The organism is Alteromonas sp. CNT1-28 (assembly GCF_022348345.1).
In the GTDB taxonomy this organism is placed as follows: domain Bacteria; phylum Pseudomonadota; class Gammaproteobacteria; order Enterobacterales; family Alteromonadaceae; genus Alteromonas; species Alteromonas macleodii.
Map to the genome: position 1 here is coordinate 301,292 of NZ_JAKREZ010000006.1, position 22,583 is coordinate 323,874.

The 22,583-nt window shown below is 45.2% G+C and carries 16 protein-coding genes; 10 read left to right on the plus strand and 6 right to left on the minus strand.

Translation table 11 applies throughout. The features are described 5' to 3' along the window. Window positions 1–175: 175 nt before the first annotated feature. The 3 genes from MHN02_RS06080 to MHN02_RS06090 are packed head-to-tail and all read left to right on the plus strand — an operon-like array spanning window position 176 to window position 5,924. Window positions 176–1,261, plus strand: a complete 1,086-nt coding sequence (locus MHN02_RS06080; RefSeq protein ID WP_156085975.1) for an efflux RND transporter periplasmic adaptor subunit — start codon at window positions 176–178, stop codon at window positions 1,259–1,261. A 9-nt stretch (window positions 1,262–1,270) separates the two neighbouring features. Beyond that, entirely contained in the window at window positions 1,271–4,456 is a 3,186-nt protein-coding gene (locus MHN02_RS06085) for an efflux RND transporter permease subunit (RefSeq protein ID WP_239245076.1), read from the plus strand. After that, complete coding sequence (locus tag MHN02_RS06090) at window positions 4,446–5,924, plus strand: TolC family protein (RefSeq protein ID WP_239245079.1); 1,479 nt, start codon at window positions 4,446–4,448, stop codon at window positions 5,922–5,924. Before MHN02_RS06085 ends, MHN02_RS06090 begins: the two co-directional genes overlap by 11 nt. Before the next feature lie 106 nt (window positions 5,925–6,030). Here the strand turns inward: MHN02_RS06090 and MHN02_RS06095 are convergent, their stop codons facing one another. After that, window positions 6,031–6,480, minus strand: a complete 450-nt coding sequence (locus MHN02_RS06095; protein WP_049586200.1) for a hypothetical protein — start codon at window positions 6,478–6,480, stop codon at window positions 6,031–6,033. A 233-nt stretch (window positions 6,481–6,713) separates the two neighbouring features. On the opposite strand from MHN02_RS06095, the gene MHN02_RS06100 reads away from it, so the two are divergent. Next, window positions 6,714–8,840, plus strand: coding sequence for a S9 family peptidase (locus MHN02_RS06100; RefSeq protein ID WP_239245081.1), 2,127 nt, complete (start codon window positions 6,714–6,716; stop codon window positions 8,838–8,840). A 24-nt stretch (window positions 8,841–8,864) separates the two neighbouring features. Here the strand turns inward: MHN02_RS06100 and MHN02_RS06105 are convergent, their stop codons facing one another. The 4 genes from MHN02_RS06105 to MHN02_RS06120 form a co-directional block, all read right to left on the minus strand. Further along, the gene (locus MHN02_RS06105; RefSeq protein ID WP_239245083.1) at window positions 8,865–9,632 is read right to left on the minus strand and encodes a transporter substrate-binding domain-containing protein; all 768 of its coding nucleotides are present in this window, start codon (window positions 9,630–9,632) and stop codon (window positions 8,865–8,867) included. A 149-nt stretch (window positions 9,633–9,781) separates the two neighbouring features. Further along, the gene (gene ppx, locus MHN02_RS06110) at window positions 9,782–11,344 is read right to left on the minus strand and encodes an exopolyphosphatase (RefSeq protein WP_039224606.1); all 1,563 of its coding nucleotides are present in this window, start codon (window positions 11,342–11,344) and stop codon (window positions 9,782–9,784) included. Window positions 11,345–11,360: 16 nt separating this feature from the next. Then, window positions 11,361–13,433 (minus strand): polyphosphate kinase 1, encoded by a 2,073-nt coding sequence (ppk1, locus tag MHN02_RS06115; RefSeq protein ID WP_014948398.1) that lies wholly within the window; start codon window positions 13,431–13,433, stop codon window positions 11,361–11,363. 187 nt (window positions 13,434–13,620) lie between these two features. Next, entirely contained in the window at window positions 13,621–14,127 is a 507-nt protein-coding gene (locus tag MHN02_RS06120) for an ACT domain-containing protein (protein WP_014975755.1), read from the minus strand. 209 nt (window positions 14,128–14,336) lie between these two features. On the opposite strand from MHN02_RS06120, the gene MHN02_RS06125 reads away from it, so the two are divergent. The 6 genes from MHN02_RS06125 (at window position 14,337) to MHN02_RS06150 (ending at window position 21,367) form a co-directional block, all read left to right on the plus strand. After that, on the plus strand, window positions 14,337–16,514 hold the full coding sequence (locus MHN02_RS06125; protein ID WP_239245085.1) for an ABC transporter permease subunit: 2,178 nt from the start codon (window positions 14,337–14,339) through the stop codon (window positions 16,512–16,514). Beyond that, on the plus strand, window positions 16,507–18,066 hold the full coding sequence (gene pstA / locus MHN02_RS06130; protein WP_075176031.1) for a phosphate ABC transporter permease PstA: 1,560 nt from the start codon (window positions 16,507–16,509) through the stop codon (window positions 18,064–18,066). Before MHN02_RS06125 ends, pstA begins: the two co-directional genes overlap by 8 nt. Before the next feature lie 15 nt (window positions 18,067–18,081). Next, entirely contained in the window at window positions 18,082–18,888 is an 807-nt protein-coding gene (pstB, locus tag MHN02_RS06135; RefSeq protein WP_014948402.1) for a phosphate ABC transporter ATP-binding protein PstB, read from the plus strand. Beyond that, a complete protein-coding gene (locus tag MHN02_RS06140) occupies window positions 18,881–19,051 on the plus strand; it encodes a hypothetical protein (RefSeq protein WP_155279850.1) in 171 nt (56 codons plus the stop codon). The genes pstB and MHN02_RS06140 overlap by 8 nt, the downstream gene beginning before the upstream one ends. Continuing rightward, complete coding sequence (gene phoU / locus MHN02_RS06145) at window positions 19,039–19,755, plus strand: phosphate signaling complex protein PhoU (RefSeq protein WP_014948403.1); 717 nt, start codon at window positions 19,039–19,041, stop codon at window positions 19,753–19,755. Before MHN02_RS06140 ends, phoU begins: the two co-directional genes overlap by 13 nt. A 340-nt stretch (window positions 19,756–20,095) precedes the next feature. Then, entirely contained in the window at window positions 20,096–21,367 is a 1,272-nt protein-coding gene (locus tag MHN02_RS06150; protein ID WP_039224609.1) for an inorganic phosphate transporter, read from the plus strand. Between the two features lie 96 nt (window positions 21,368–21,463). On the opposite strand, the gene MHN02_RS06155 is transcribed toward MHN02_RS06150, so the two are convergent. Then, window positions 21,464–22,441 carry a universal stress protein gene (locus MHN02_RS06155; RefSeq protein ID WP_014975760.1) on the minus strand — a complete coding sequence of 326 codons (978 nt, stop codon included), beginning with the start codon at window positions 22,439–22,441 and terminating at the stop codon, window positions 21,464–21,466. Window positions 22,442–22,583 lie beyond the last annotated feature (142 nt).

The window sequence follows — 22,583 nt, forward strand, 5'->3', positions numbered from 1 at the left end:
TTGGCTACCTAAAAAACTCGTTAATTCGATATTCCTAACAACGCGCCAGCGCTTTGCTGGATGTTTTTGCGTGCTTAATTATCAGCGGTGAACCTATTTGCTGAAAGCGCGCTAGTGGCATGCTGTCTTTTTATAAGGCATGTCACGATTAGCCTTTTTATTACGAATTTACATTATGAGCAAAAAAGCACTTCTTGCAGTAAGCATTGTTACCGCACTATTAGGTGGGTGTGGCCATGAGGAACATGCTGCGCATCACGAAAAACTTCAATTCAACGTTACTCATCCCATCGTACAAGACACAACGCTGGTAAAAGAGTACGTCAGTCAGATACGTGCCATTCAACATATTGAAGTTAGAGCTATGGAAAAAGGCTATCTTCAATCGACCTTTGTTGATGAGGGACAAACGGTAGAACGTAGTCAGCCCATGTTTAAAATAATGCCTAACGTGTATGAAGCTGAACTACACCGCGCTGAAGCTGAGGCTAAAGCAGTCGAGATGGAGTACAAAAATACAAAGTCGCTTGTTGAACAAAACATTGTTTCTCCTAACGAACTTGCCGTCATAGAAGCACAGCTTCAAAAAGCTCAGGCTGAAGTTGAACTGGCAAAGACTCACTTAGCATTCACAGATATCAAAGCGCCGTTCACAGGCAAAATGGACCGACTGGAAGCTCGAACGGGAAGTTTGCTTGATGAGGGTGAACTGCTCACCACATTGTCTGATATCAGCACAATGTGGGTGTATTTCAATGTGCCTGAATCAGAGTATTTAAAGTACGCGCAGAACAGCGCATCAAATGATCAAACGTCAGTGCGATTAAAGCTTGCCGATGGCAGTATTTACGCGCATCAAGGCGTGATAGATGCCATTGAAGCTGATTTTGATAATCATACCGGTACCATTGAAATGCGTGCGTCTTTCCCTAACCCAGACCAACTGCTAAGACATGGGCAGACCGGTAATGTCATGGTGGATATTGCCTATCCGGATGCTTTAGTTATTCCTCAGAAAGCCACATTCGAAATTCTCGATCAAAGCTTTGTGTATGTGCTGGATAGCGAGAACAAGTTAGCAACCCGCCACATTAACATCGCTGCAGAACTCCCTAACATCTATCTGGTTTCAGACGGACTAGCGCCGGACGACACTATTTTGATTGAAGGACTGCGAAGAGTTTCGAACGGCGATGAGATAGAGCCTGAACTTATTTCAGCCAGCGACACATTAGCTGAACTGTCACTGCACGCAGAATAAGGGGGCGCTATGTTTGGAGTTTTTATTAAACGTCCAGTGATGGCCATCATGCTATCGCTGATGATTATATTTTTGGGCGTGTTGTCGGTGTTTAGCCTGCCCACGTCACAGTTTCCAGATATTGCTCCGCCGCGAGTGCTTATTTCTCTGGCATATCCCGGTTCGAGCGCTGATGTATTGGTGAAGTCATCGCTGGTTACCATCGAGCGTTCAATCAACGGTGTGCCGGGCATGAAGTACATCGTGTCTGATGCGACCAGCGCGGGTGAAGCCACCATTCAAGTTATCTTCGATTTAGATGTAGATCCGAATCAGGCGCTCATTAATGTGAAAACGCGGCTTGACCAGATCATGAACCGGCTGCCCCAGCTCGTGCAGTTAGAAGGGGTGGTACTAGAGCGGGTTCAGCCTAGCATGTTGATGTACATAAACGTTTATAGCACGGACAAAACGGCTGATGAAAAGTTTCTGTACAACTATTCCAATATCAACCTTATCCCAGAGATACAGCGGGTAAACGGTATTGCCAGTGCAAAAATATTGGGAAGTCGCCAGTACGCCATGCGAATTTGGTTAAAGCCTGATCGCATGCGTGCTTACAATGTTTCTGTAGATGAGATCATGGAATCGATAGACGAGCAAAGCTTGATTGGGCGCCCTGGGCGACTTGGCAGAAGCTCAGGCATTACTGCTCAGTCCAAAGAATACGTGCTTATTTACGAAGGACGTTACGACGAGCCTGAAGAATATAAAAATATCATTATTCGCGCCGATTCCGACGGTCGCTTGCTCAAATTAGGTGATATTGCCGATGTTGAGTTAAGTAGTGAATTTTTCGATATTTATTCGAACAAAGACGGATATCCTTCCGCTGCCATAGTACTTAAGCAGAACTACGGAAGCAGTGCCAACGAGGTTATTTCTCAGGTGAAAGCCACTATGGCTGAACTAGAAAAAACGTTTCCAGAAGGCATGAAGTACGAAATCAACTACGATGTTTCCAAGTTTCTAGATGCCTCTATTGAACAAGTGCTGCATACCTTGTTTGAAGCCTTTATTTTGGTTTCCTTGGTGGTGTTCATCTTTCTGGGTGACTGGCGCTCCACATTGATCCCGCTTCTTGCTGTGCCGGTTTCACTGGTAGGGACGTTTTTCTGCATGCAGGCCACAGGGGTGAACATAAATCTTATTACTCTGTTCGCATTGGTACTAGCTATAGGGATTGTGGTGGATAACGCTATTGTTATCGTGGAGGCCGTTCACGCGAAAATGGAAGAGAGCAGCAGCCTAACCCCTTATATGGCGACCCAACAAGTACTGGGTGAAATGGGGGGAGCTATTATCGCAATTACACTTGTGATGACGGCGGTTTTTGTGCCCCTTATTTTTATGACGGGCCCGGTAGGTGTCTTCTATCGCCAGTTCTCTATTACCATGTCATCGTCAATTATCATCTCGTGTATTGTTGCGCTTTCATTAACGCCAGTGCTGTGTGCGATGTTGCTTAAAAACCCACATTCACACACAAGAAAGGCAACGCCATTAAGCAAGTTTATTGATGGATTTAACTATTATTTCAATAAGTTAACCGGTCGTTATACAGGCATTATTAAAGCTATCGTTACACGCCGGAGTGTTACTGTAGTGCTGCTTGCGGGCTTTGTGGTAAGTACCTTTGGCGTTAATCAGGCATTACCTACAGGCTTTATTCCCGGTGAAGACCAAGGGCAAATCTATGCCATTATTCAAACACCGCCAGGCAGTACCCTTGAAGCGACGAATACAGTAGCGCGAGAGCTGCAAAGCTTGGCGCTGGACGTTGAAGGCGTCTCCTCGGTGTCCTCGCTTGCTGGCTATGAAATCCTTACGGAAGGTCGAGGTTCAAACGCGGGTACCTGCTTGATTAACCTTGAAGATTGGGCTAATCGCGAACAGTCGGTACGTGACATTATTGAAGAACTAGAAGCCAAAACACACCAATTAGGTGCAGTGATTGAGTATTTCGAACCGCCTGTTGTGCCGGGTTATGGCGCGTCGTCGGGGTTATCATTTCGTTTACTCGATAAAACCAACACTACCGACTATCAAGAGTTCGACCAAATCAACAAAGCCTTCATGGAAGAGCTTGGTAAACGTGATGAGCTAAAAGGTTTATTCACGTTTTACGCGGCCGATTATCCTCAATACAAAATTGAGATAGATAACCAAGCTGCAATGCAGAAAGGGGTATCTATTGGCGCGGCCATGGAGAATTTGAATATTCTTATTGGTAGTACTTATGAGCAAGGCTTCACGCGCTTTAATAACTTCTTCAAAGTGTACACACAAAGTGCACCGGAATATCGTCGTTATCCCAGTGACTTAATGGATTACTACGTGAAAAACGAAGAGGGTGAAATGGTGCCTTACTCGGCCTTTATGAAGCTGATTAAAACCCAAGGCCCTAATGAAATTACACGCTACAACCTTTATACCTCGGCAGCAATTCGTGCAGAGCCTGCAGCAGGGTATACCTCGGCGCAAGCGATAAAAGCAGTTGAGGAAGTAGCGGCTGCAACCCTGCCAAAAGGATATGACATAGGTTGGGAAGGCCTGTCATTTGACGAGGCTAAACGAGGCAATGAAGCCATCGTTATCTTTGCCGTAGTATTGTTGTTTGTATATATCGTGCTGGCATCACAATACGAAAGTCTGCTTCTACCTTTTGCAGTCATTCTTTCACTACCTACCGGTATTCTCGGCTCATTCCTGTTTCTAAAAGGTATGGGGCTTGCCAACGATGTTTATGCGCAGCTTGGCTTAGTTATGCTGGTTGGGTTACTCGGCAAAAATGCCGTGCTCATTGTGGAATACGCAGTGCAAAAAAATCAGCAGGGCTTATCGATTGCTGACGCAGCTGTTGAAGCGGCCAAACAGCGCTTCCGTCCAATCTTAATGACATCGTTCTCGTTTGTAGCAGGGCTAATTCCGCTTGTTATTGCAACGGGGGCAGGCGCAGTGGGAAATAGAACTATTGGTGCTTCTGCCTTAGGCGGTACTTTGTTCGGCACTATTTTTGGTGTGCTGGTTATTCCTGGGCTTTACTACTTGTTCGCCAAACTTGAAGAAGGTAAGTCATTAATCAAAAACGAAGATCATGTCCCTCTTACTGAAACTTACCACTATAACGATGAGGTGCTAAGCGATGACAAATAAAAAGCGATTTACTTATAAGCCGCTGTGGTTAGCGCTTAGTAGTGCATTGTTAGTACAGGCATGTGCCATCCCCACCATTGAAACGCGAAACCCTAATCTAGATTTGCCTGAGCAGTTTAACGCGAAAGTTTCGCAAATGGATACTCAGGCTGGTCAAGGGATTAACCAGAGTACTCAAGCAAATATTCAATGGAGTGAGTGGTTTAACGACCCTACGCTTTCTGCGCTGGTGGATACGGCGGTTAAGAACAACCAAGAGGTGTCTATATTAATTCAACGCATTAATATGGCGTCGAATGAAGTGTACGCACGGGAAGGGGAATATTTGCCTCGACTCTCTGCGGGGGTAGCCGCTGAAACCGAAAAGGTAGGCGAATATACCCGGGAAGGCGCAGTAGAAGAACAGTTAAATATCAAGGAGGATAAAGAATTTCCCGACCCGCTGGCAAACTTAAAGCTAGGCCTTAATGCGTCGTGGGAAATTGACGTTTGGCATAAGCTGAGAGATGCGTCTAAAGTGGCCTCGCTTGAATACTTGGCATCGGTAGAAAGTAAGAACTTTTTCGTTACCCAGTTAGTATCTGAAGTTGCGCGTACTTACTATGAACTGCTGGCGCTAGATAACAAGCTAGAGAATCTTGACTCAACCATTTCGCTACAGCGTAATGTTATTCACACTATTAATGCGTTGAAAGAATACGGGCGGGCGTCATCGCTACCTGTTGCGCGCTTTAACGCGGAAGTGAAGAAAAACGAGAGCGAGCGTTACTTGATTGAGCAGGAAGTTCTAGAGAAAGAGAACACGCTCAATCTGTTATTAGGACGCACTCCACAGCCCATTCAAAGGGACAGTAACGTGTTGCTCAGCGCCGAGCTAAAAAGCCCGCAGGTGGGTGTACCCTCTGCGCTATTAGACAATCGCCCTGATATAAAACAAGCTGCACTCACGCTCCAAGCAGCAGAGTTAAATATCGATGTGGCTAAAGCCAACTTCTACCCTTCTTTTGAGCTAAAAGCAGGGGTAGGTTTATCGGCGTTTGATAGTCGCTACTTGTTTAATGTGCCTGAGTCATTGGCATATTCTTTATCTGGAGATGTTTTTGCGCCATTAATAAACCGCAGGGCGATTGAGGCGGTTTATCAAAATGCCAGCGCCGAACAAATTGAAGCGGCTTACGAATATGAACTGACCGTTTTAACGGCGGTAGCTGAAGTAACAAACAGTTTGTCGAAGCTCGATAATTTGGAGAAAAGTGCTGAAGCACGGCGTCATCAAATTGCTTCACTCGAACAGTCGATTGATATTGCCAATAGGCTTTTTTCGTCAGCTCATGGTGAATATTTAGAGGTGCTGCTTGCGCAACGAGAAGCACTGGAAGCGCGTAGCGAGTTTATAGAAACTCGTCAGCAGCAAATGGCCGCACTGGTCGATTTGTATCAGGCACTCGGAGGCGGATGGCAGTCTTAAAATAAAAAGGAGAGCGCTCGCTCTCTTTTTTTTCGCCTTTATCAAAAGCTGGCGGTGAATTTCAGACTCAACGTGTGACAAAAGCAGAACGCATGCGTGTTAAATGTTAACGCGTAAAGTTAAAGCGGGCAAAAAAGCGCTCAGCTTCGTCACTATCAAAATCATAGCCATTATTCGTCATCGCTTCCAAAGCATCTTCTACCGTTTCGTAAAAGCCATAAGCAACTTCGGCAGCGTCGTAGCACTGAGAAATCTGATGCTTAGTTGTCAGCATAATGTCGGTATCTAATATCACCACGGCAAGAAACGACAGGCCGCGGGTTTTTCTTACCCGAGTTTGTTTTACAAAAATATCAAAGGTGGAAGGGGGCATCAGGCTTTCACCGTAAAGACAGCTTACTTGTGCCCATTTAGTGCCCTTTTCGAATTTTGAAATGTCAGAAGACATCTTAACTACGCCATTTCTCATGGTTTCGTCATTCCACGGTCCGCGCGCTGAGAAGAGCAGCAACTGACCGCTTACGCTACATTCAAACTCGCCGTGTGGATTATTCATGGGCATTACCTTTAAGCCTTATATAGAAGTTAGCACTTTACCGCTATCACGCAACTAACCATTCGGCTAAAGCCAACGCCCCTGTGTACTGCGCTTAATCGCCTAGCGATGTCGCTCAACGTTTAATCTTTATTGGCTGAATATATTCAGTAATATGGAGACGATAAATGCATCACTACAACGTGATCACCCCATAAAAAGAACGGATAAGAACAAATAGATTAAGGTGAGATATGTCTTTTACGAGAAATCACAGTTACCCGTCAGTCAAAAAACGGTTTGCTATATGGGCTGCACTATTTAGCGTAGGCACGCTAGCTATGCCATCCACAGCGCTTGCAAGCAAAGAGAGTGAATCTCTTACTACCGACTCTGAACGCTATTTTAAATCGGAAGATATTTTTAATTTGGAATACGTGAGCGAAGTTCAGGTGTCGCCAAACGGTAAATATGTTGCGTATGTGCGCCGTTCAAACGACATTATGTCGGACAGCAGTCGAGCGAACGTCTGGCTAGCGTCGGTTGATGGAAAGTCACACCGCCCCTTACTGTCGTCGAAAAAGAGTTACTATTCTATTCGCTGGTCACCAGACGGTAGCCGGTTGGCTTACCTTTCTAATGAAGAAGGTAAACCGCAATTGTATGTGCGTTGGATGGATACAGGGCAAACGGCACTCGTAACAAATGTCACCTCAAACCCAAGTAACATCACTTGGTCGCCAGATGGTAAGCACATTGCTTTCACTATGAGCGTTGATGCCAAGGAAAAGCCGCTAGACATTAAAATGCCTAAAAAGCCTGACGGTGCAAAGTGGTCTCCTAGCTTTCAATATATTACCAAAGCGCGCTATCAAGCCGATGGCCGAGGCATTCTTGAACCTGCTTACACCCATATTTTTATTGTTCCTGCTGACGGAGGCACAGCACGACAGCTTACTTCAGGGAACTATCACCACAATGGGCGCTTAAGTTTCTCTCCTGATAGCGACAAAATCTATTTCTCTGCCAACCGCAGTGACAATTGGGAGTATGAGCCTGTTGAGGGGGACATCTTTTCTGTGGATATGATGGGTAATATCGCACAGCTTACCAACGACAAAGGCCTTGAATCATCGCCTGTCGTATCGCCTGACGGAAAGCACATTGCTTACGCACGCCGCGATGACGAAAAAGTGATGTACAAAAATAGCTATTTATATGTGATGAAGAGCGATGGTACAGATGCTCAAAATTTAACAAAAGACATTGATAACTCAGTGTCTAACTTTCACTGGAAAGATAATAAGCACGTTTATTTTCAGCAGTCGGTTCGCGGTTTAGCGCAGGTGGATGTTGTATCGCTATCGGGCAGCGTAAAAGCCGTAGCTAAGGGGCTGGGCGGTACTACGTTAGGACGACCTTATGTGTTTGGCACTTATCACGCTGTTGATGATGTAGTGGCGTATACCAAAGGACGTACCGATCGCCCCGCTGATTTATATGTCACTACGCGAAACGAGCGACAGCTTACTGCACTAAACGAAGACGTTCTAGGTCATAAGCAACTTGGCGAAGTAAAAGAAATTGTCTATCCATCTTCTATTGATGGCGAAGAAATCCAGGGGTGGTACATTCTGCCGCCAAACTATGACAGCTCGAAAACGTATCCGCTTATCTTAGAAATTCACGGCGGACCTAATCTCGCCTATGGCCCTGTCTTCACGGCTGAGCTACAGCGCATGGCTGCAGAGGGCTACGTGGTGTTTTATGATAATCACAGAGGTAGTACAGGTTATGGAGAACGCTTTGCATTGCTACTTCAAGGGAAATACAGTTCGGAATATGACTTCTCAGACCATATGTCGGGTGTAGATGCGCTTATTGAAAAAGGCATCGCTGATCCAGAGCGACTGTTTATTACTGGTGGTTCAGCAGGCGGCATTGCATCAGCCTATGCCATTGGCCTTACGAACCGATTTAAAGCAGCCGTAGTCGCTAAACCCGTTATCAACTGGTTATCGAAAGTGCTGACTGCCGATTCAGGTCTATATCAGATCCCTTTCCAATTTCCGGGCAAACCTTGGGATAACGTAGAGCACTACTGGAAGCGCTCACCGCTATCGCTAGTAGGCAATGTTACGACCCCCACCATGCTGATCACGGGAGTGGAGGACAAGCGCACGCCAATGTCTGAGACCGAGCAGTTCTATCAAGCGTTAAAGATTCAAAAGGTTGATAGCGTGCTGGTAAAAGTACCTGGATCGCCCCACGGGATTGCTTCTAAGCCATCTAGAATGATTGGTAAAGTTGAAAATATCTTGGCGTGGTTTAAAAAATACGACAGCGTGCAGTCACAAAGTACGCAAGTTGAAGCTCAATAATTAGTGTGCTGAGACTAAGTGGGGCTAATGCGCCGACTCAATCGGTTCAAGGCCCCATTTTTTTAGTATTCGAGTATATTCGCCATTCGCTTTTAAAATCGAAAGCGCATGTTTAAGTGAGCTTACTTTGTCTTGCTCAGTCTTAAGGCCAGTGGCAACAAAAAGATCAGCACCCAATGCTTCGATAACATATTCGCTCGTTGCGTCGTTAGGGTTAAAGCCTGCGTCGCTGATTTCATACTTTCCTGTCTCAAAATTGGCTAATGCAAAGTCGATGCGCCCCATATACAAAAGCTTCCACAGTAGTGCTGGCTCAGCAACCAAAGCGAGGTTTTTATTTTCTTCAAAACCTTCTTGCTGCAAAAACGATGCTGAGCCATAGCCGCGTATTGAGCCTACTCGGAACTGCTTCGCGTCGTCTAAGGAATTGACGTGTGCTGTCTCTTTCTGCTTTAAGCGGATCAGCGAGGCTTGCATGTGATTTACTGATGAAATCCACTCAAATTCATCTTCCCTGTTCGGTGTTTTCAATAAAGATAGAAGTACCAGATTGGGATTATCGAGGGTTTCTTGTACTGCACGGGCCCACGGCATGTGTTCCAACGAACTGCTAAATGGCAGCAGAGGTTCTAGTGCGTTTGCAAGGTCTACGTTGACGCCTTGTGCTTTTCCATCCTCATTAATCCAGTAATAGGGTGGGGTGACCTCGCTTAGAAAGTAGACATGGTTGGACGATGCGAAGGCAAATGAACTTACAATCAGCAACAAAAAAATCCAGATACTACGAAACATAACTACTGTTAAGAACCTATAAAAAATAACATCAATTGGAGGTTTTAGATAAGGTAATGCTAATGCGTAGTATACCGGTTTTATAGGCAAATAATACTGATATTTGCCTATAAAATGTTCAATTTGAGGTGCTGATAGTCGGTACTTGCTTATTCTACCGCGGGGTGTAATTGCTCGATATCAGGAACAACTGTGAGTTTTAAATCAAGCGCTTTCCAGTAGTGGCTTTCTCGTAGCAGGTCAGCTGAGATAATAGGTTTTTCATCTAACCAGCCATCGGGGAAGGTAATGGTCAGTTCGTTCTTTTCTACATTAACAACGAGGTCAGGTACAAAACCCTCTTGGCGTTTAATATTAAGCAGTACACCCAAACGCAGTAACGCGATTAAATGCTTAACCGACTGCTCATCGAAAAGATTAAATGCGGGCAATTCATTGGTTCGAATTTTCTTTCTATGGAATCGCACGAGCGTAGCTAGCAGTAATTGTTGTTCCTGCGTAAACCCAGGCATGTCCACATTACCAAGAATGTAGGCGCTGTGTTTTTGTATGCCTCGAGAGTTAATTTGCATGCCGACTTCGTGAAGTAAAGCTGCCCAGCCGAGCATGCTTTTAAAGTCACGCCCTTTAAGTTTCCATGCTTTTTCAACATCGTTGAAAAGTGAAAGGGTTGTATTAAGCACCATAGTGGCTTGGGACGTATCTACATCGTAGCGGGTTGCCAAACTACTCGCGGTTCTGCCGCGAATATCAGCGTGATGAAGCTCATCTTCCATCTGATAAAGTACGCCTTCGCGCAAGGCGGCAGGCGAGTACACCAAGCCTTCAATCTCTAGCGCTTTGAAAACGGCGATAAGAATAGCGAGGCCGCCAGCAATAACCACACGACGATCTTCACTTAAATCTGGGTAGCTTAATTTGTCTATATGCCCTGCGCTTATGAATTGCTTCATTAAATTGCGCAAACTTTTAAGTGTCACCGGAATATCGTGGCCATTGGGTCTGTCTTGCTGACAAAGTGTAAACAGCGAACGAATGGTACCAGACGTACCGATACACTGGACCCAGCCCAGTCTGCGATATTTATTATCTATTAACTCAAGCTCTTGCTGTGCAGCCGTGATAGCACGATCAAAGGCTTTTGGCTTTAGCTCACCGTCAGGGAAAAACCGTTTGGTATAGCTTACGCAGCCCATTTGAAGGCTGCGGCAAAGTAAAGGCGTAAAACCTTCGCCAATAACGAACTCAGTAGAGCCTCCGCCTATATCAATAACCAGCTGTTGGCCGTCGGAGTGGTTAGTATGTGCAACGCCTGAATAAATAAGTCGCGCTTCTTCTACACCAGAAATGACTTCGATAGGGTAGGGAAGGATATCTTTTGCTGCGCTGATAAAATCGCGGGCGTTACGCGCTCTGCGCAACGTATGGGTGGCGACAATTCTCACGGAGTCGGGCTCAAAACCTTTCAGGCTCTCTGCTACTACTTTTAGCATAGCAAGCCCACGCTCCATCGCTTCATCAGACAAGATATCGTCGTCGTTGAGACCTTCGGCCAAGCGTACTTTTTGTTTAACTCTATGCAGAATCTGCACAGACCCAGCAACAATGCGTGCTACTACTAAGTGAAAACTATTTGAGCCAATGTCTAGTGCTGCGACTTTATTGACTTCGCGGGTTTCCACGTCATTAAAAACTGATTCGTGCTGGGTCATGTACTAATTTTCTATCCTACAAAGTGTCTTCTAGCTTCTTCAAATAGTCATAAATTTCTATCTGAGAACGAAGTTTTTTACGATTTCCCCTGCGAACGTACTTGTTGCTCTGATCCTTGTCAATCACTCGAGCCTTCAGGGTATCTTTAAATTGTAGCTCCATTATATCAACAATGCGCTGTTGAAGACCTTTATCATACACTGGACAACCTACTTCAATGCGGTTGTCCATGTTACGGGTCATCCAGTCAGCAGAAGAGATATACACTTTTCTATCGCCGCCACCTTCAAAAATCATCACGCGAGGGTGTTCGAGAAATCTATCAACAATAGAGATAATTTCGATGTTTTCGCTTATTCCTTTTATCCCCGGATTAAGTGAGCACATACCGCGCACTATACCGCGGATCTTAACCCCCGCCTGGCTAGCCCGGTACAAATCATCAATGAGTTCTTTATCAACAAGGTTGTTAATTTTGAAAGTGATTTGTGCCTTTTGGCCTTGGTTCAAATGCTGAATTTCTTGACGAATTAACGACTGAATTTTGGTTCTGGCGTTTAATGGCGATATTTGAAGATGCTGGAACTTGTAGCGTCGGTAAGGGTACTGAATAAGATCGAATACCGCCACGCCTTCATCGGCGAGTTCTTGATTACGGGTGAATAAGCTGTAGTCGGTATAGATCTTTGCTGTTTTCTCGTTGAAGTTACCCGTACCGAAATGCGCATAGTTCACCAAACTGCCCCGTTCTTCACGGGTCACAATACAAAGTTTAGAGTGAATTTTAAGGGTAGGTACGCCAAGTACAACGCGTATACCTGCATCGGTCATGCGCTTAGACCATTCGATATTTGCCTCTTCGTCAAAACGGGCGCGAAGTTCTACCACAACGGTTACTTTTTTGCCGTTGTCTACCGCGTCAATCAACGAGTTTACAATGCGTGAATTACTGGCAACACGATAAATATTAATACGTATGGTCTTAACATTCGGGTCGAAAGCCGCCTGACGCAAAAACTCGGTGAAGTGTAGGAAGCGATGGTACGGGTAGTATAGTAGTATGTCTCGTGCAGTAATGGCATCGAAAACGGTGTTGTACTTAGAGAATGCCTTGCTGTCGATAGCAGGCAGCGGCGTATGCTCTAAATATTCTCGACCCACATTAGGGAAGCCAATAAAGTCTTTAAAGTTACGATAGTGCCCAGCAGCGTGCATGGTATCTAGCTTGGTTATCTTAAGTCGCTTGCGCAAGTCAGATTTCATGTCCTCTGGCATGTTCGTGTCGTAGATAACACGCACAGGCTCAGCGATAAGGCGCTGCTTCATACTTTCAGACATCTTTTCAACGAAGCTTTCGTCAATTTCTTCGTTGATAGAATATTCCGCATCACGCGTCATTTTAAACGAGAATGCTTCAATTTCGTCGAACTTCACGAAACCGCGGAAAATGTCTTCGATACACAGCTGAATCATGTCATCGAGCATAATAATGCTCTTCTTCTTGCGGCTTTTTTGCGGTGGGATAAGCATAAAGCGCGACATTTCAGAGGTAGGAACCTGAATAACCGCAAATTTAGGATTGCGGTCCTTTCTTCTAAGCGCCACATATAAATACACCGAAGTACCGTTCAAACGGCTAAGTAGGTCGGTCTTCTTATCTATTAAAATAGGTGCAATGTGACGCAGTGCTTTGTTAACGAAGAAGTTGCGTACCCACTGCTTTTGATAATCGTCTAAATCGTCTTTTCGAAGAATATGTATGTTGTAGCGAGCTAGGGACTTAACCACATCCTTATGAATTTGGTCGAACTTTTCAGAAAGCTGGACTACCTTTTTCTGAATAAGCGCCATAAGAGCGGTTTGGCGTTCAGCTTCCTCTTCATTGCCGTCATTTTGCGCAATGGTAATTTGTCGTTTCACGTCAGCGGCGCGCACGCGATAAAACTCATCTAGGTTATTTGAGTAAATACCAAGAAAACGAATTCGCTCCACGGCGGGATTGTTTTTATCTGCGGCTTCTTGCAATACGCGTTCGTTAAACGCAAGCCAGCTTAATTCTTTGGGATAATATAAAACGTCGTTATCCATAATGTCTCAATTCACGTTCATAAAAATGGTCAAAGACTGCCATCAGTCAGTGACACTACTGTGACAACACGTATTCTGGTGCAAGTGCGCACGCATTGCGTTGTGGTTATTCCATTAACTTTCAATATGATGAGTTCGTAATTGTGATGCGCGGATAGTGTATGGCACCACAAATACGCCCTTGTTTTTATCGCTTCGCGGTAATATCCACCACCAAATCGTTAGCCAACGACTCCAGTGAATCTTGCAGTGCGCCGTCGTCAAAATCTTCTGGCACCGCAATTTCTGCTTTTGCTTTGAAAATCAGGCTGCCCCAGTTAGGCGCGCTTTCACAGTGTGAAGCAAAGGTGAGAATATTCAAATTGAACTGGTTTAAAACAGAGGTAAGCTCTTGGACAATACCGGTTTTGTCATTGCCCATTACATCAACCGTCAATTTGGTGGTGTTGTTATTTTCACTGCTCGCTACCGCTACAGATTGCACCGACAAATCTTTAATGGCGTCTAGCGCATCGATTAAGCCCTGTTTGTTCTCATCGGCAACATGTACTTCTACAAAACCGGTGAACATTCCCGCCATATGCGCAAAGCTTGATCCTTGCCAGTTGCCTTCATGTTTGTATACACACTTAGCCAGTGCGTCTACTAAACCCGGCTTGTCTTTACCCATAATGCTTATAACCAATGATTGCATACGATGCTCCTTATTGGGCGTGTAGAGAAAAACTTTGATCGTCTTCCTGTTGGGTAATACCATAGGCGCAGAGTAGGTTGCGCGAAGGTAATGCTTTAAACTTTCACTTGCTATTAGCATAACAAAACTTACACTGCTCACCAGTGCAATTTAGGGTTATTCTTCTTAAAAATGAAGAATTTCGAAAATAAGAATTACTAAACAGCCGCATGACTTTCGACAGCAACAGCACAAACAAAAAACGCCAGAGAAGCGACAGGTGGTCACGCTATGTAGTGACCGGCTTCGGCGGCCTTGTTTTGTTGACGTTAGTTATTCTTATTACCCATCTAATCAGCCAAGCTCTGCCGTTAGCATATACCCCTAGCTTAAATCATCTGTTGAGCTTGAAAACGTCAGATAATGAAAAAATTATCAGCGCAGGCGACATCATTAACAGTCAGCCAATGCTGGTTAGGAAGTCTGACTGTCGATTGGGATTAAAGTTGCTTAAAGGCGATGCTCTGGTGAGTAATCACGATTATATCCGTCCTTGCGAGCATAGACTGTCTTCCCACAGTGTGATGGGAGAGAACTATATCGTAGACGTTTCTCCTAACGCCCAAGTGAGAGTTTTACCGGTTAGATCGTTCAATATGACCGACGGTAGCGCAGAGGATATTGCCACAAGTACGCCGCAAGCGGCGTTGTCGAACAGCATTACGTTCGCGCTTCCCAAAGATGAGTGGGAGAGACGCAGTGACTGGAGCATTGCACTGTCTTCAAAATGGGCAGTGGTTTCTATCGTTCAAGACAATAAAGTGTTTATCCGTTGGGTAAATCGGCTTCGTCCTACACAGGTGGTGGATAAACGGTTTCATAATATAGACAGACTCGTACTGTTACCCGGCAGTCAGAGCGTGTTACTCCAAGTGGATGATGCGCTTTTCCTAAATAGGCTCACGGATGAAGGGGCGTCACTACTGCCAATAGCAGGAAACATCACAGCGTCAATAGATGAGAAGATTGTATTCCCACTTGCTAAAGACCGCACCTTTTTCCTAATGAACAGCAATACACAGGTACTTACTCGCTGGGTGCTGAGCAAAAGCGATAAAGGCCTTACCTTTGAACAAACCTACCAAGTAGCGCTACCAGGAGAGAACGTTAAGGATGTGGCAGAACATGCCAGTATGAACTTAGTGGCTGTGCTGACCGATAAAGCAAGAGTGTTGTTGGTAAACCGTGTATCGGGCGATGTAGTGGCATCACAACAAATAGAGCGTTCTGCTGAGAGTATCATTTGGTACGGCAATAAGCTTTATGGCTATTCAGATAGCACCTTATCAGTATGGGAAGGCAAGCACTTAAGCGGTGTTACTACATGGGCCTCTCTGTTTGAACCGCAGCATTACGAAGGGTATGAAACGGAAGAAACCGTATGGCAAACCACCAGTGCCTCTGATTTTCAAGAGGCAAAGTTTAGCCTAACGCCGCTATTAATAGGCAGTATTAAAGCCTCTCTTTTAGCGCTGCTTATTGCTATTCCGGTTGCTATCGGTGCCGCAATTTACACCGCGTTTTTTGCTAAAAGCCGCCTTCGCAACGTTATTAAGCCGGCTATCGAATTGCTCGAAGCGATTCCAAGTGTACTTATTGGCTTCATCGCAGCCATTTGGTTATCGCCAAAAGCTGAGCAGTTTTTATTTTCCTTTGCCTTTTTCCTAATCGTTATCCCTTTTGTGCTTATTGTCGTTGCCCTGGTACAGCGCCCTGTTGCGGAATACTTACCAAAGAAGCTAAGACACGGAGCAGAGCTACTATTTGCTATAAGCGGAGTGTTCCTTTTAGGTTTTATTAGCGTGGAGTATGCGCCTTCGCTTATTTTCTCGATAATGGGGGTAGACGGGTTTACAATGCTTGCGGCCGAGTCCGATAGTCCCATCGGGAAAACGACTATAGTGGTAGCGTTAGCGTTAGGTGTGGCCATATCACCTAGTATCTATTCCCTTGCTGAAGATGCCATAAACGGCGTTCCAAATGATTTAAAACACGCCTCTTTTGCTTTAGGTGCCACACGATTACAGACCTTACTTCATGTTGTTCTTCACGTTGCACTACCGGGTATTGTTGCCGCGATTATGCTAGGTTTCGGCCGCGCGTTTGGTGAAACCATGATAGTCCTTATGGTGACGGGGAATACGCCAATCTCCAGCTGGGGCTTGATAGAAGGTTTGCGAGCACTTACTGCTAACTTGGCAATCGAACTTCCAGAAGCAGATGTATCATCGGCGCACTATCAAATTCTATTTTTCACCGCGTGTATTTTGTTTCTGTTTACCTTCTTGGTAAACACCATGGCAGAGCTATTGCGACAGCGTATAAGAAGTAGGGCGTACTATGGTTAATCGAACAACGTTTGGGTTAAGTGCGGTACAGCGACAATCGTTAGTTATTAGTTTAACGGCTTTTTTCACCAGCCTGCTGCTTATTGCGCTAGTTAGCGTTCTTATACTTATTAGTTTTCGAGGTACGGCATATTTTTGGCCAGAGCCCATCTATACGGTTACCGGTACGCATCAAGACGGCACAAGATTTTCGGTGCTTGCGAACCTATTTGATGAATCAACAAATGAGGATGTGACACTTAAGTTCTCAGATGCTCAGCATCCTTATGGCTTTCAAATCCAGTTATCTCGAGAGGAAATAGAGACTTCTCTACTTGCAAACCAAAGCGCAGAAATAAAACTGTTAGACGGCAGGCGTGTGTTGGCAATTCCTGAATACATCGTCGTGCCATCTAAACCGCCTCAACCTCTTGGTAACATTGACATTGTGCTAGAGGAAGTGGCCCAAATAAGCGCTCAAATTGAAGATTTAAATACGCAACACCTTGCACCTATTCACGAAGCGCTATCTCAATTTGATAAACGTAATGTTGTTGCCGACGCGCCAGCAAGAGAGCGTTTAGTGGCATCGTTTGACGAATACCAAAAGCGTGTGGAAGCGTTAGAAGCAACACGAGCCGAGTATACCTTATTGGTAAGTTTTGCTGACGAAACGCCGTTTGTTATTCCCATATCTAGTATTCAAGATGTGGATTTTGTCAGTCGTCTAAGTACATGGGAAAAGTGGCAGGTGGCGTTTTCGGAAATCGGTGTTTTTCTCACCGATTCCCCTAAACAAGCGAATACCTCAGGTGGCGTCTTCCCTGCGTTGTTTGGCACTGTACTCATGGTATTTTTAATGACCATCATTGTAACGCCCTTTGGTGTATTAGCCGCTATTTACTTGAGCGAATATGCACCTAACACGGCGCTTACCACCATTATTCGTGTCAGTGTAAGCAACATGGCAGGTGTACCTTCTATTGTTTACGGCGTATTCGGCCTTGGTTTCTTTGTTTATACCTTGGGCGGCAGTATTGATGAGCTATTGTTTAGTGACACACTGCCAGCACCCACAATGGGAAGCCCTGGCGTTTTCTGGGCTGCCTTAACCATGGCAATTTTGACCTTACCTGTAGTGATTGTGGCGACTGAAGAAGGCTTGCGCAGGGTGCCGGAAGGATTGAAAGCGGGCAGTTACGCATTAGGGGCTACCAAAATTGAGACTATAGTGCGTACCGTATTGCCTATTGCGTCTCCGGGTATTATGACTGGCGTAATTCTGGCGATTGCGAGGGCAGCAGGTGAGGTAGCGCCACTTATGTTAGTGGGTGCGGTCAAGTTTGCGCCAACCTTGCCCATAGATGGAGAGTTTCCTTATCTCCACCTTGATAGGCAGTTTATGCATTTGGGCGTACTTATTTATGACGGAGCGTTTCACAGCCAAACTGATGGAAAGAGCGCAAGCATGATGTTTGCTGCTTGCTTGCTTTTACTCGTGGTGGTGTTTGTATTAAATATTCTGGCAGTTGTACTTAGAGCGCGCCTGCGCAAACGCTATCTCAAAGGATAATACAGGTTTTGTAACATGTTGAAGTTGTTTGAACACAATACGCTGAACGTTAACGACATTGGTGAAGAACAAACTGCGGTAGAGGTTAAAAACCTCAATCTGTGGTTTGGCAACAAGCATGTGTTAAATGACATCAGCATGCGGATCCCAAAAAACAAAATCACAGCGTTAATTGGTCAAAGTGGTTGCGGTAAGTCTACACTCATTAGTTGTTTCAATCGCCTTAACGATTTGTATGACGGTTGCAAATACGATGGTGAAATTATTATTGATGGGCAAAACATCAATAGCCGCAAAGTAAATGTGTCACGCCTAAGAACGAACGTGGGCATGGTTTTTCAGCGACCCAACCCCTTTCCTATGAGCATTTATGAGAACGTGTGCTACGGGCTTAAGCTTCAAGGCGTTAAAATTCGTCGACACTTAGACGACGCGGTGGAAAGCGCACTGAAACAGGCGGCGCTGTGGGACGAGGTTAAAGATCGTTTATTTGAATCCGCGCATGTCTTATCTGGCGGTCAGCAGCAGCGTTTGGTGATTGCTAGAGCACTGGCGTTGAAGCCCGACATTCTACTTCTTGATGAACCAACCTCGGCCCTTGACCCTCTGACCACACTTTTTATCGAAGAACTGATGGATGCATTAAAGAAACAATGCACCATTATTATCGTGACGCACAACATGCAGCAAGCGGCTAGGGTAAGCGACTACACCGCCTTTTTCCATCAGGGCAGGCTGATAGAATATGCAGACAGCGATACGCTGTTTACTATGCCAGAGAAGAAGCAAACCGAAGACTACATAACGGGGCGATATGGATAAGGTAGCAGTAGGTGTGTGTTCTCACACGGGTTTGTACCGCAATGCTGAAGTTTGGCAAGACGTAGCGGTTTGTCACGATAGTTCTGCCACAGGTAGCGGCACGATTGATTGTCGTTATTCGTTATGCTTACGCCGCGAGGAGAAAACACCATGCGACAGGTAGCCTTAAACACGCATATTTCGGGTACGTTCAATATCGAGTTGGAAAACTTGCGCAACTCGGTATTAACCATGGGGGGCGAAGTTGAACAGCAGCTGGTGGATACGTTAAAAGCGGTAAAGCACAATCATGCCGCTCTGGCTGAAAAAGTGGTGTTGAACGACTTAAAAATTAACTCCATGGAAATTCAAATTGACGAAGAGTGCTTGCGCATTATTGCAAAACGTCATCCTACCGCCAGCGATCTACGTTTAATTATGACCATTTCCAAAGCCATTACCGATATAGAGCGAATGGGCGATGAAATCGAGCGTATTGCTAAACTGGTAACGCGCAATAAGTTGCCGAGCTCAGATACCATTAAGAGCAGCATGTTACTTATTGGCGAGCGCGTGGCCGCCATGATGCGCGGCACATTCGACGCTTTTGCTCGTCAGGATGAGGCTGCGGCATTAGAAGTGTACGACCAAGACAACCGAATTGATAGTGAATACAAGCGTCTGCTGTCGTATACCACCTCCGAAATGCAGAAAAGCACCGATGACATGCAGGATTGGTTGGATGTTTTGTGGGCAATGCGCTCGTTAGAGCGCATTGGCGATAGATGTAAGAATGTGTGTGAGTATGTGGTTTATCTTACTCGGGGTACCGATGTTAGGCATACACCGTTGGAAAATATGCAACAAAAATTGGAAGATTTGACGTAATCCTGTCCAAATGGTCAGTACGATTTTGCGTATTGATATTCAAATATGGATACATGCGAAATTTATTTGTCATAAAACTGAAATATTTGGTGGATTTATCATCGCATTCAAATAATTCCGCATACTTTTATCGTTTTTCAGTGATTTTCGCTATGGCTTCTAACATGATTACGTTATCATGCGCCGCAGCCAAGAACAGATCGTGCAAAATTTAATCGAACCTTATGATAAAACACAATTTGTCTTTAACTTCATTCTCTAGCCTTTGTGGTGAAGAGATCATGCTACTTACTCAAGTAGCGTCCAGCCTAAATCGCGTTTAGATCGGGAGCGATTATCCGTGGAATTTTTTGAAAGTTATGGCCTAATTCTTATAATCCTTGCCGCCGGCGTTGGTTTCGTCATGGCATGGGGTATTGGAGCGAATGACGTTGCCAACGCAATGGGTACGTCAGTAGGTTCTAAAGCTTTAACCATAAAACAAGCCATTATCATTGCAATGATATTTGAGTTTGCTGGCGCCTACCTAGCAGGTGGCGAAGTAACGTCTACCATTCGAAAAGGGATTATCGACTCAACCTATTTTATAGACATACCTGAATACCTTGTATTAGGCATGATCTCATCACTACTTGCAGCTGGAATCTGGCTTGCGGTAGCGTCATGGTTGGGGTGGCCTGTATCTACCACTCACTCAATTATCGGTGCAATCATCGGTTTTACTGCCACTGGCGTCAGCATGGACGCAGTAGCATGGGACAAAGTGGGTGGTATTGTTGGTAGTTGGGTGGTAACCCCAGCTATTTCAGGCATCATTGCTTATCTTATTTTCATGAGCGCGCACAAGCTCATCTTCCAAACTGCCTCTCCGTTTGCAAATGCTAAGCGTTATGTGCCGTTCTATATGGCATTAGCGGGCTTTGTGATGTCGCTTGTTACTATCAAGAAAGGCCTTAAGCACGTTGGTTTAGAGCTAAGCGCTGTTAACGGATATGTGCTGGCGATTGCTATTGCCGTAGCGTTGGGCTTCTTGGGTAAATGGTTTATCGGCCGTATGAAGTTCAGCGGTTCTGAAGATGCAGACCTACAGGCGGCTAACGTTGAGAAAGTATTCGCACTTCTAATGGTAGTAACAGCCTGTTGTATGGCGTTTGCCCACGGTTCAAATGATGTAGCTAACGCTATTGGACCATTGGCTGCGGTAGTTAGCGTAGTAAGTAGTGGCGGCGAAATTAACTCTAGCACTACGCTTGCACCTTGGATCCTTCCTCTTGGTGGTTTAGGTATTGTTGCGGGTCTTGCGCTATTTGGACATCGCGTTATCAAGACCATTGGTCAAGGTATTACACACTTAACACCAAGCCGCGGTTTTGCAGCAGAACTCGCTGCAGCGTGTACGGTAGTTATCGCATCAGGTACGGGTTTACCTATTTCGACTACCCAAACGCTTGTAGGAGCGGTACTAGGTGTAGGTCTGGCGCGTGGTGTATCAGCGCTTAACCTAGGCATTGTGAGAAATATCGTCGTATCGTGGATTGTTACGTTGCCTGCAGGCGCAATCCTCTCGATTATTTTCTTCTACATTCTTAAAGCGTCGTTTGGCGTAGCGTAAAACACAGCGCTTACAAACGTTCGTATTAAGCGAAAAGAATTAAAAAAGGCCGTGCTTGAAGTGAAGCACGGCCTTTTTGTTTGTGGAATGTTTTCTTTAATCAATAGAGATAGGCGTTTCGAAGCCACGGGGTTTAACACCCACAACGGCACACTTAAGCTGATGGATAGTTTCTTCTGCGGTGTCGCCCATGATGTAGCCAGGCACACCTAAACGTGCCACTGTGCCCATAACAATAATGTCGGTATCAAGGGATGTGGTTGTGGCTGCTATTTCTCTTCGAGGGTAACCGTGAACAATGTGCTTCTGAGGTTTCAAATACTCTAATACATTGTCATCCAATTCATTGCCTAGTTCTTCAAGCAATTTGTCTAGTTCCGATTCACGCTCGGCATGGATTTTTGCAAGATCGGTTTCCATTCTATCGTTATCAACCGATATGAAACCGTCTCTTGCTATGTTCTCAGGAACCGCATCGAAAACGTGGACAATGTGCAGCTGTGCAAATTCTAGCAAGGCTATTTGGCTTGCGTGACGCAAAATGTCGCGATTAAGATCGCGCCTAATAGACACTTCATGTTGAGGATAGTGATAGTTCAAATCCAGTGCTGCAACTACGTTTTTGTACTGACTGCGAGGCTTGTGGTTAATGATCCAAACCGGGCAAGGGCACTTGCGGAATAAACGCATATCTAAGCTTCCGAATAACTTATCTAGAAAGCTCTCTTCTGCCCGTTTAATTACTAGATCGATATTGTTCTTTTTTACATAACGCACAACGTCAATAAGCGGCTGACCTACCGTTACCGCGGTAGACACAGGATAGTGTTTTCCCCAGCTTTCCGCTTGTTCTTTTAACCAGTGCTGAGCTTGGGTTTCCATAGTTTGCTGAGAATCAACATAAGAGAAAGACTCCATGACCATACTGGCGTTGGGCGGCAAAGATTCTAACGAAAGCATAATGGTAAGCGAGGCTTGGTGCGCTTTGGCGATATGCAGTGCTTGGGCTACCGTATCATCTTGACGATGAGAGTCGCTCAATACACATAAAATGTTCTTATAATGTCCTTTCATACTGCCCTCAATAGTTAATCGCTCTATTGACTGAATGATACAAGAGCGGGTCTTACTTCGCTGTAAAAATATGTTGCGTATAACGCTTTAATTTAATCCTAACGCTACTTATGGGGGCTTTCCAGCGGGAAATGTCAAATTC

What these genes read in the sequence shown, in the direction of transcription:
- MHN02_RS06080 (WP_156085975.1), top strand. Translation starts at nt 176, where the DNA reads ATGAGCAAAAAAGCACTTCTTGCAGTAAGCATTGTTACCGCACTATTA.
- MHN02_RS06085 (WP_239245076.1), top strand. Translation starts at nt 1,271, where the DNA reads ATGTTTGGAGTTTTTATTAAACGTCCAGTGATGGCCATCATGCTATCG.
- MHN02_RS06090 (WP_239245079.1), top strand. Translation starts at nt 4,446, where the DNA reads ATGACAAATAAAAAGCGATTTACTTATAAGCCGCTGTGGTTAGCGCTT.
- MHN02_RS06095 (WP_049586200.1), bottom strand. Translation starts at nt 6,480, where the DNA reads ATGAATAATCCACACGGCGAGTTTGAATGTAGCGTAAGCGGTCAGTTG.
- MHN02_RS06100 (WP_239245081.1), top strand. Translation starts at nt 6,714, where the DNA reads ATGTCTTTTACGAGAAATCACAGTTACCCGTCAGTCAAAAAACGGTTT.
- MHN02_RS06105 (WP_239245083.1), bottom strand. Translation starts at nt 9,632, where the DNA reads ATGTTTCGTAGTATCTGGATTTTTTTGTTGCTGATTGTAAGTTCATTT.
- ppx (WP_039224606.1), bottom strand. Translation starts at nt 11,344, where the DNA reads ATGACCCAGCACGAATCAGTTTTTAATGACGTGGAAACCCGCGAAGTC.
- ppk1 (WP_014948398.1), bottom strand. Translation starts at nt 13,433, where the DNA reads ATGGATAACGACGTTTTATATTATCCCAAAGAATTAAGCTGGCTTGCG.
- MHN02_RS06120 (WP_014975755.1), bottom strand. Translation starts at nt 14,127, where the DNA reads ATGCAATCATTGGTTATAAGCATTATGGGTAAAGACAAGCCGGGTTTA.
- MHN02_RS06125 (WP_239245085.1), top strand. Translation starts at nt 14,337, where the DNA reads ATGACTTTCGACAGCAACAGCACAAACAAAAAACGCCAGAGAAGCGAC.
- pstA (WP_075176031.1), top strand. Translation starts at nt 16,507, where the DNA reads ATGGTTAATCGAACAACGTTTGGGTTAAGTGCGGTACAGCGACAATCG.
- pstB (WP_014948402.1), top strand. Translation starts at nt 18,082, where the DNA reads ATGTTGAAGTTGTTTGAACACAATACGCTGAACGTTAACGACATTGGT.
- MHN02_RS06140 (WP_155279850.1), top strand. Translation starts at nt 18,881, where the DNA reads ATGGATAAGGTAGCAGTAGGTGTGTGTTCTCACACGGGTTTGTACCGC.
- phoU (WP_014948403.1), top strand. Translation starts at nt 19,039, where the DNA reads ATGCGACAGGTAGCCTTAAACACGCATATTTCGGGTACGTTCAATATC.
- MHN02_RS06155 (WP_014975760.1), bottom strand. Translation starts at nt 22,441, where the DNA reads ATGAAAGGACATTATAAGAACATTTTATGTGTATTGAGCGACTCTCAT.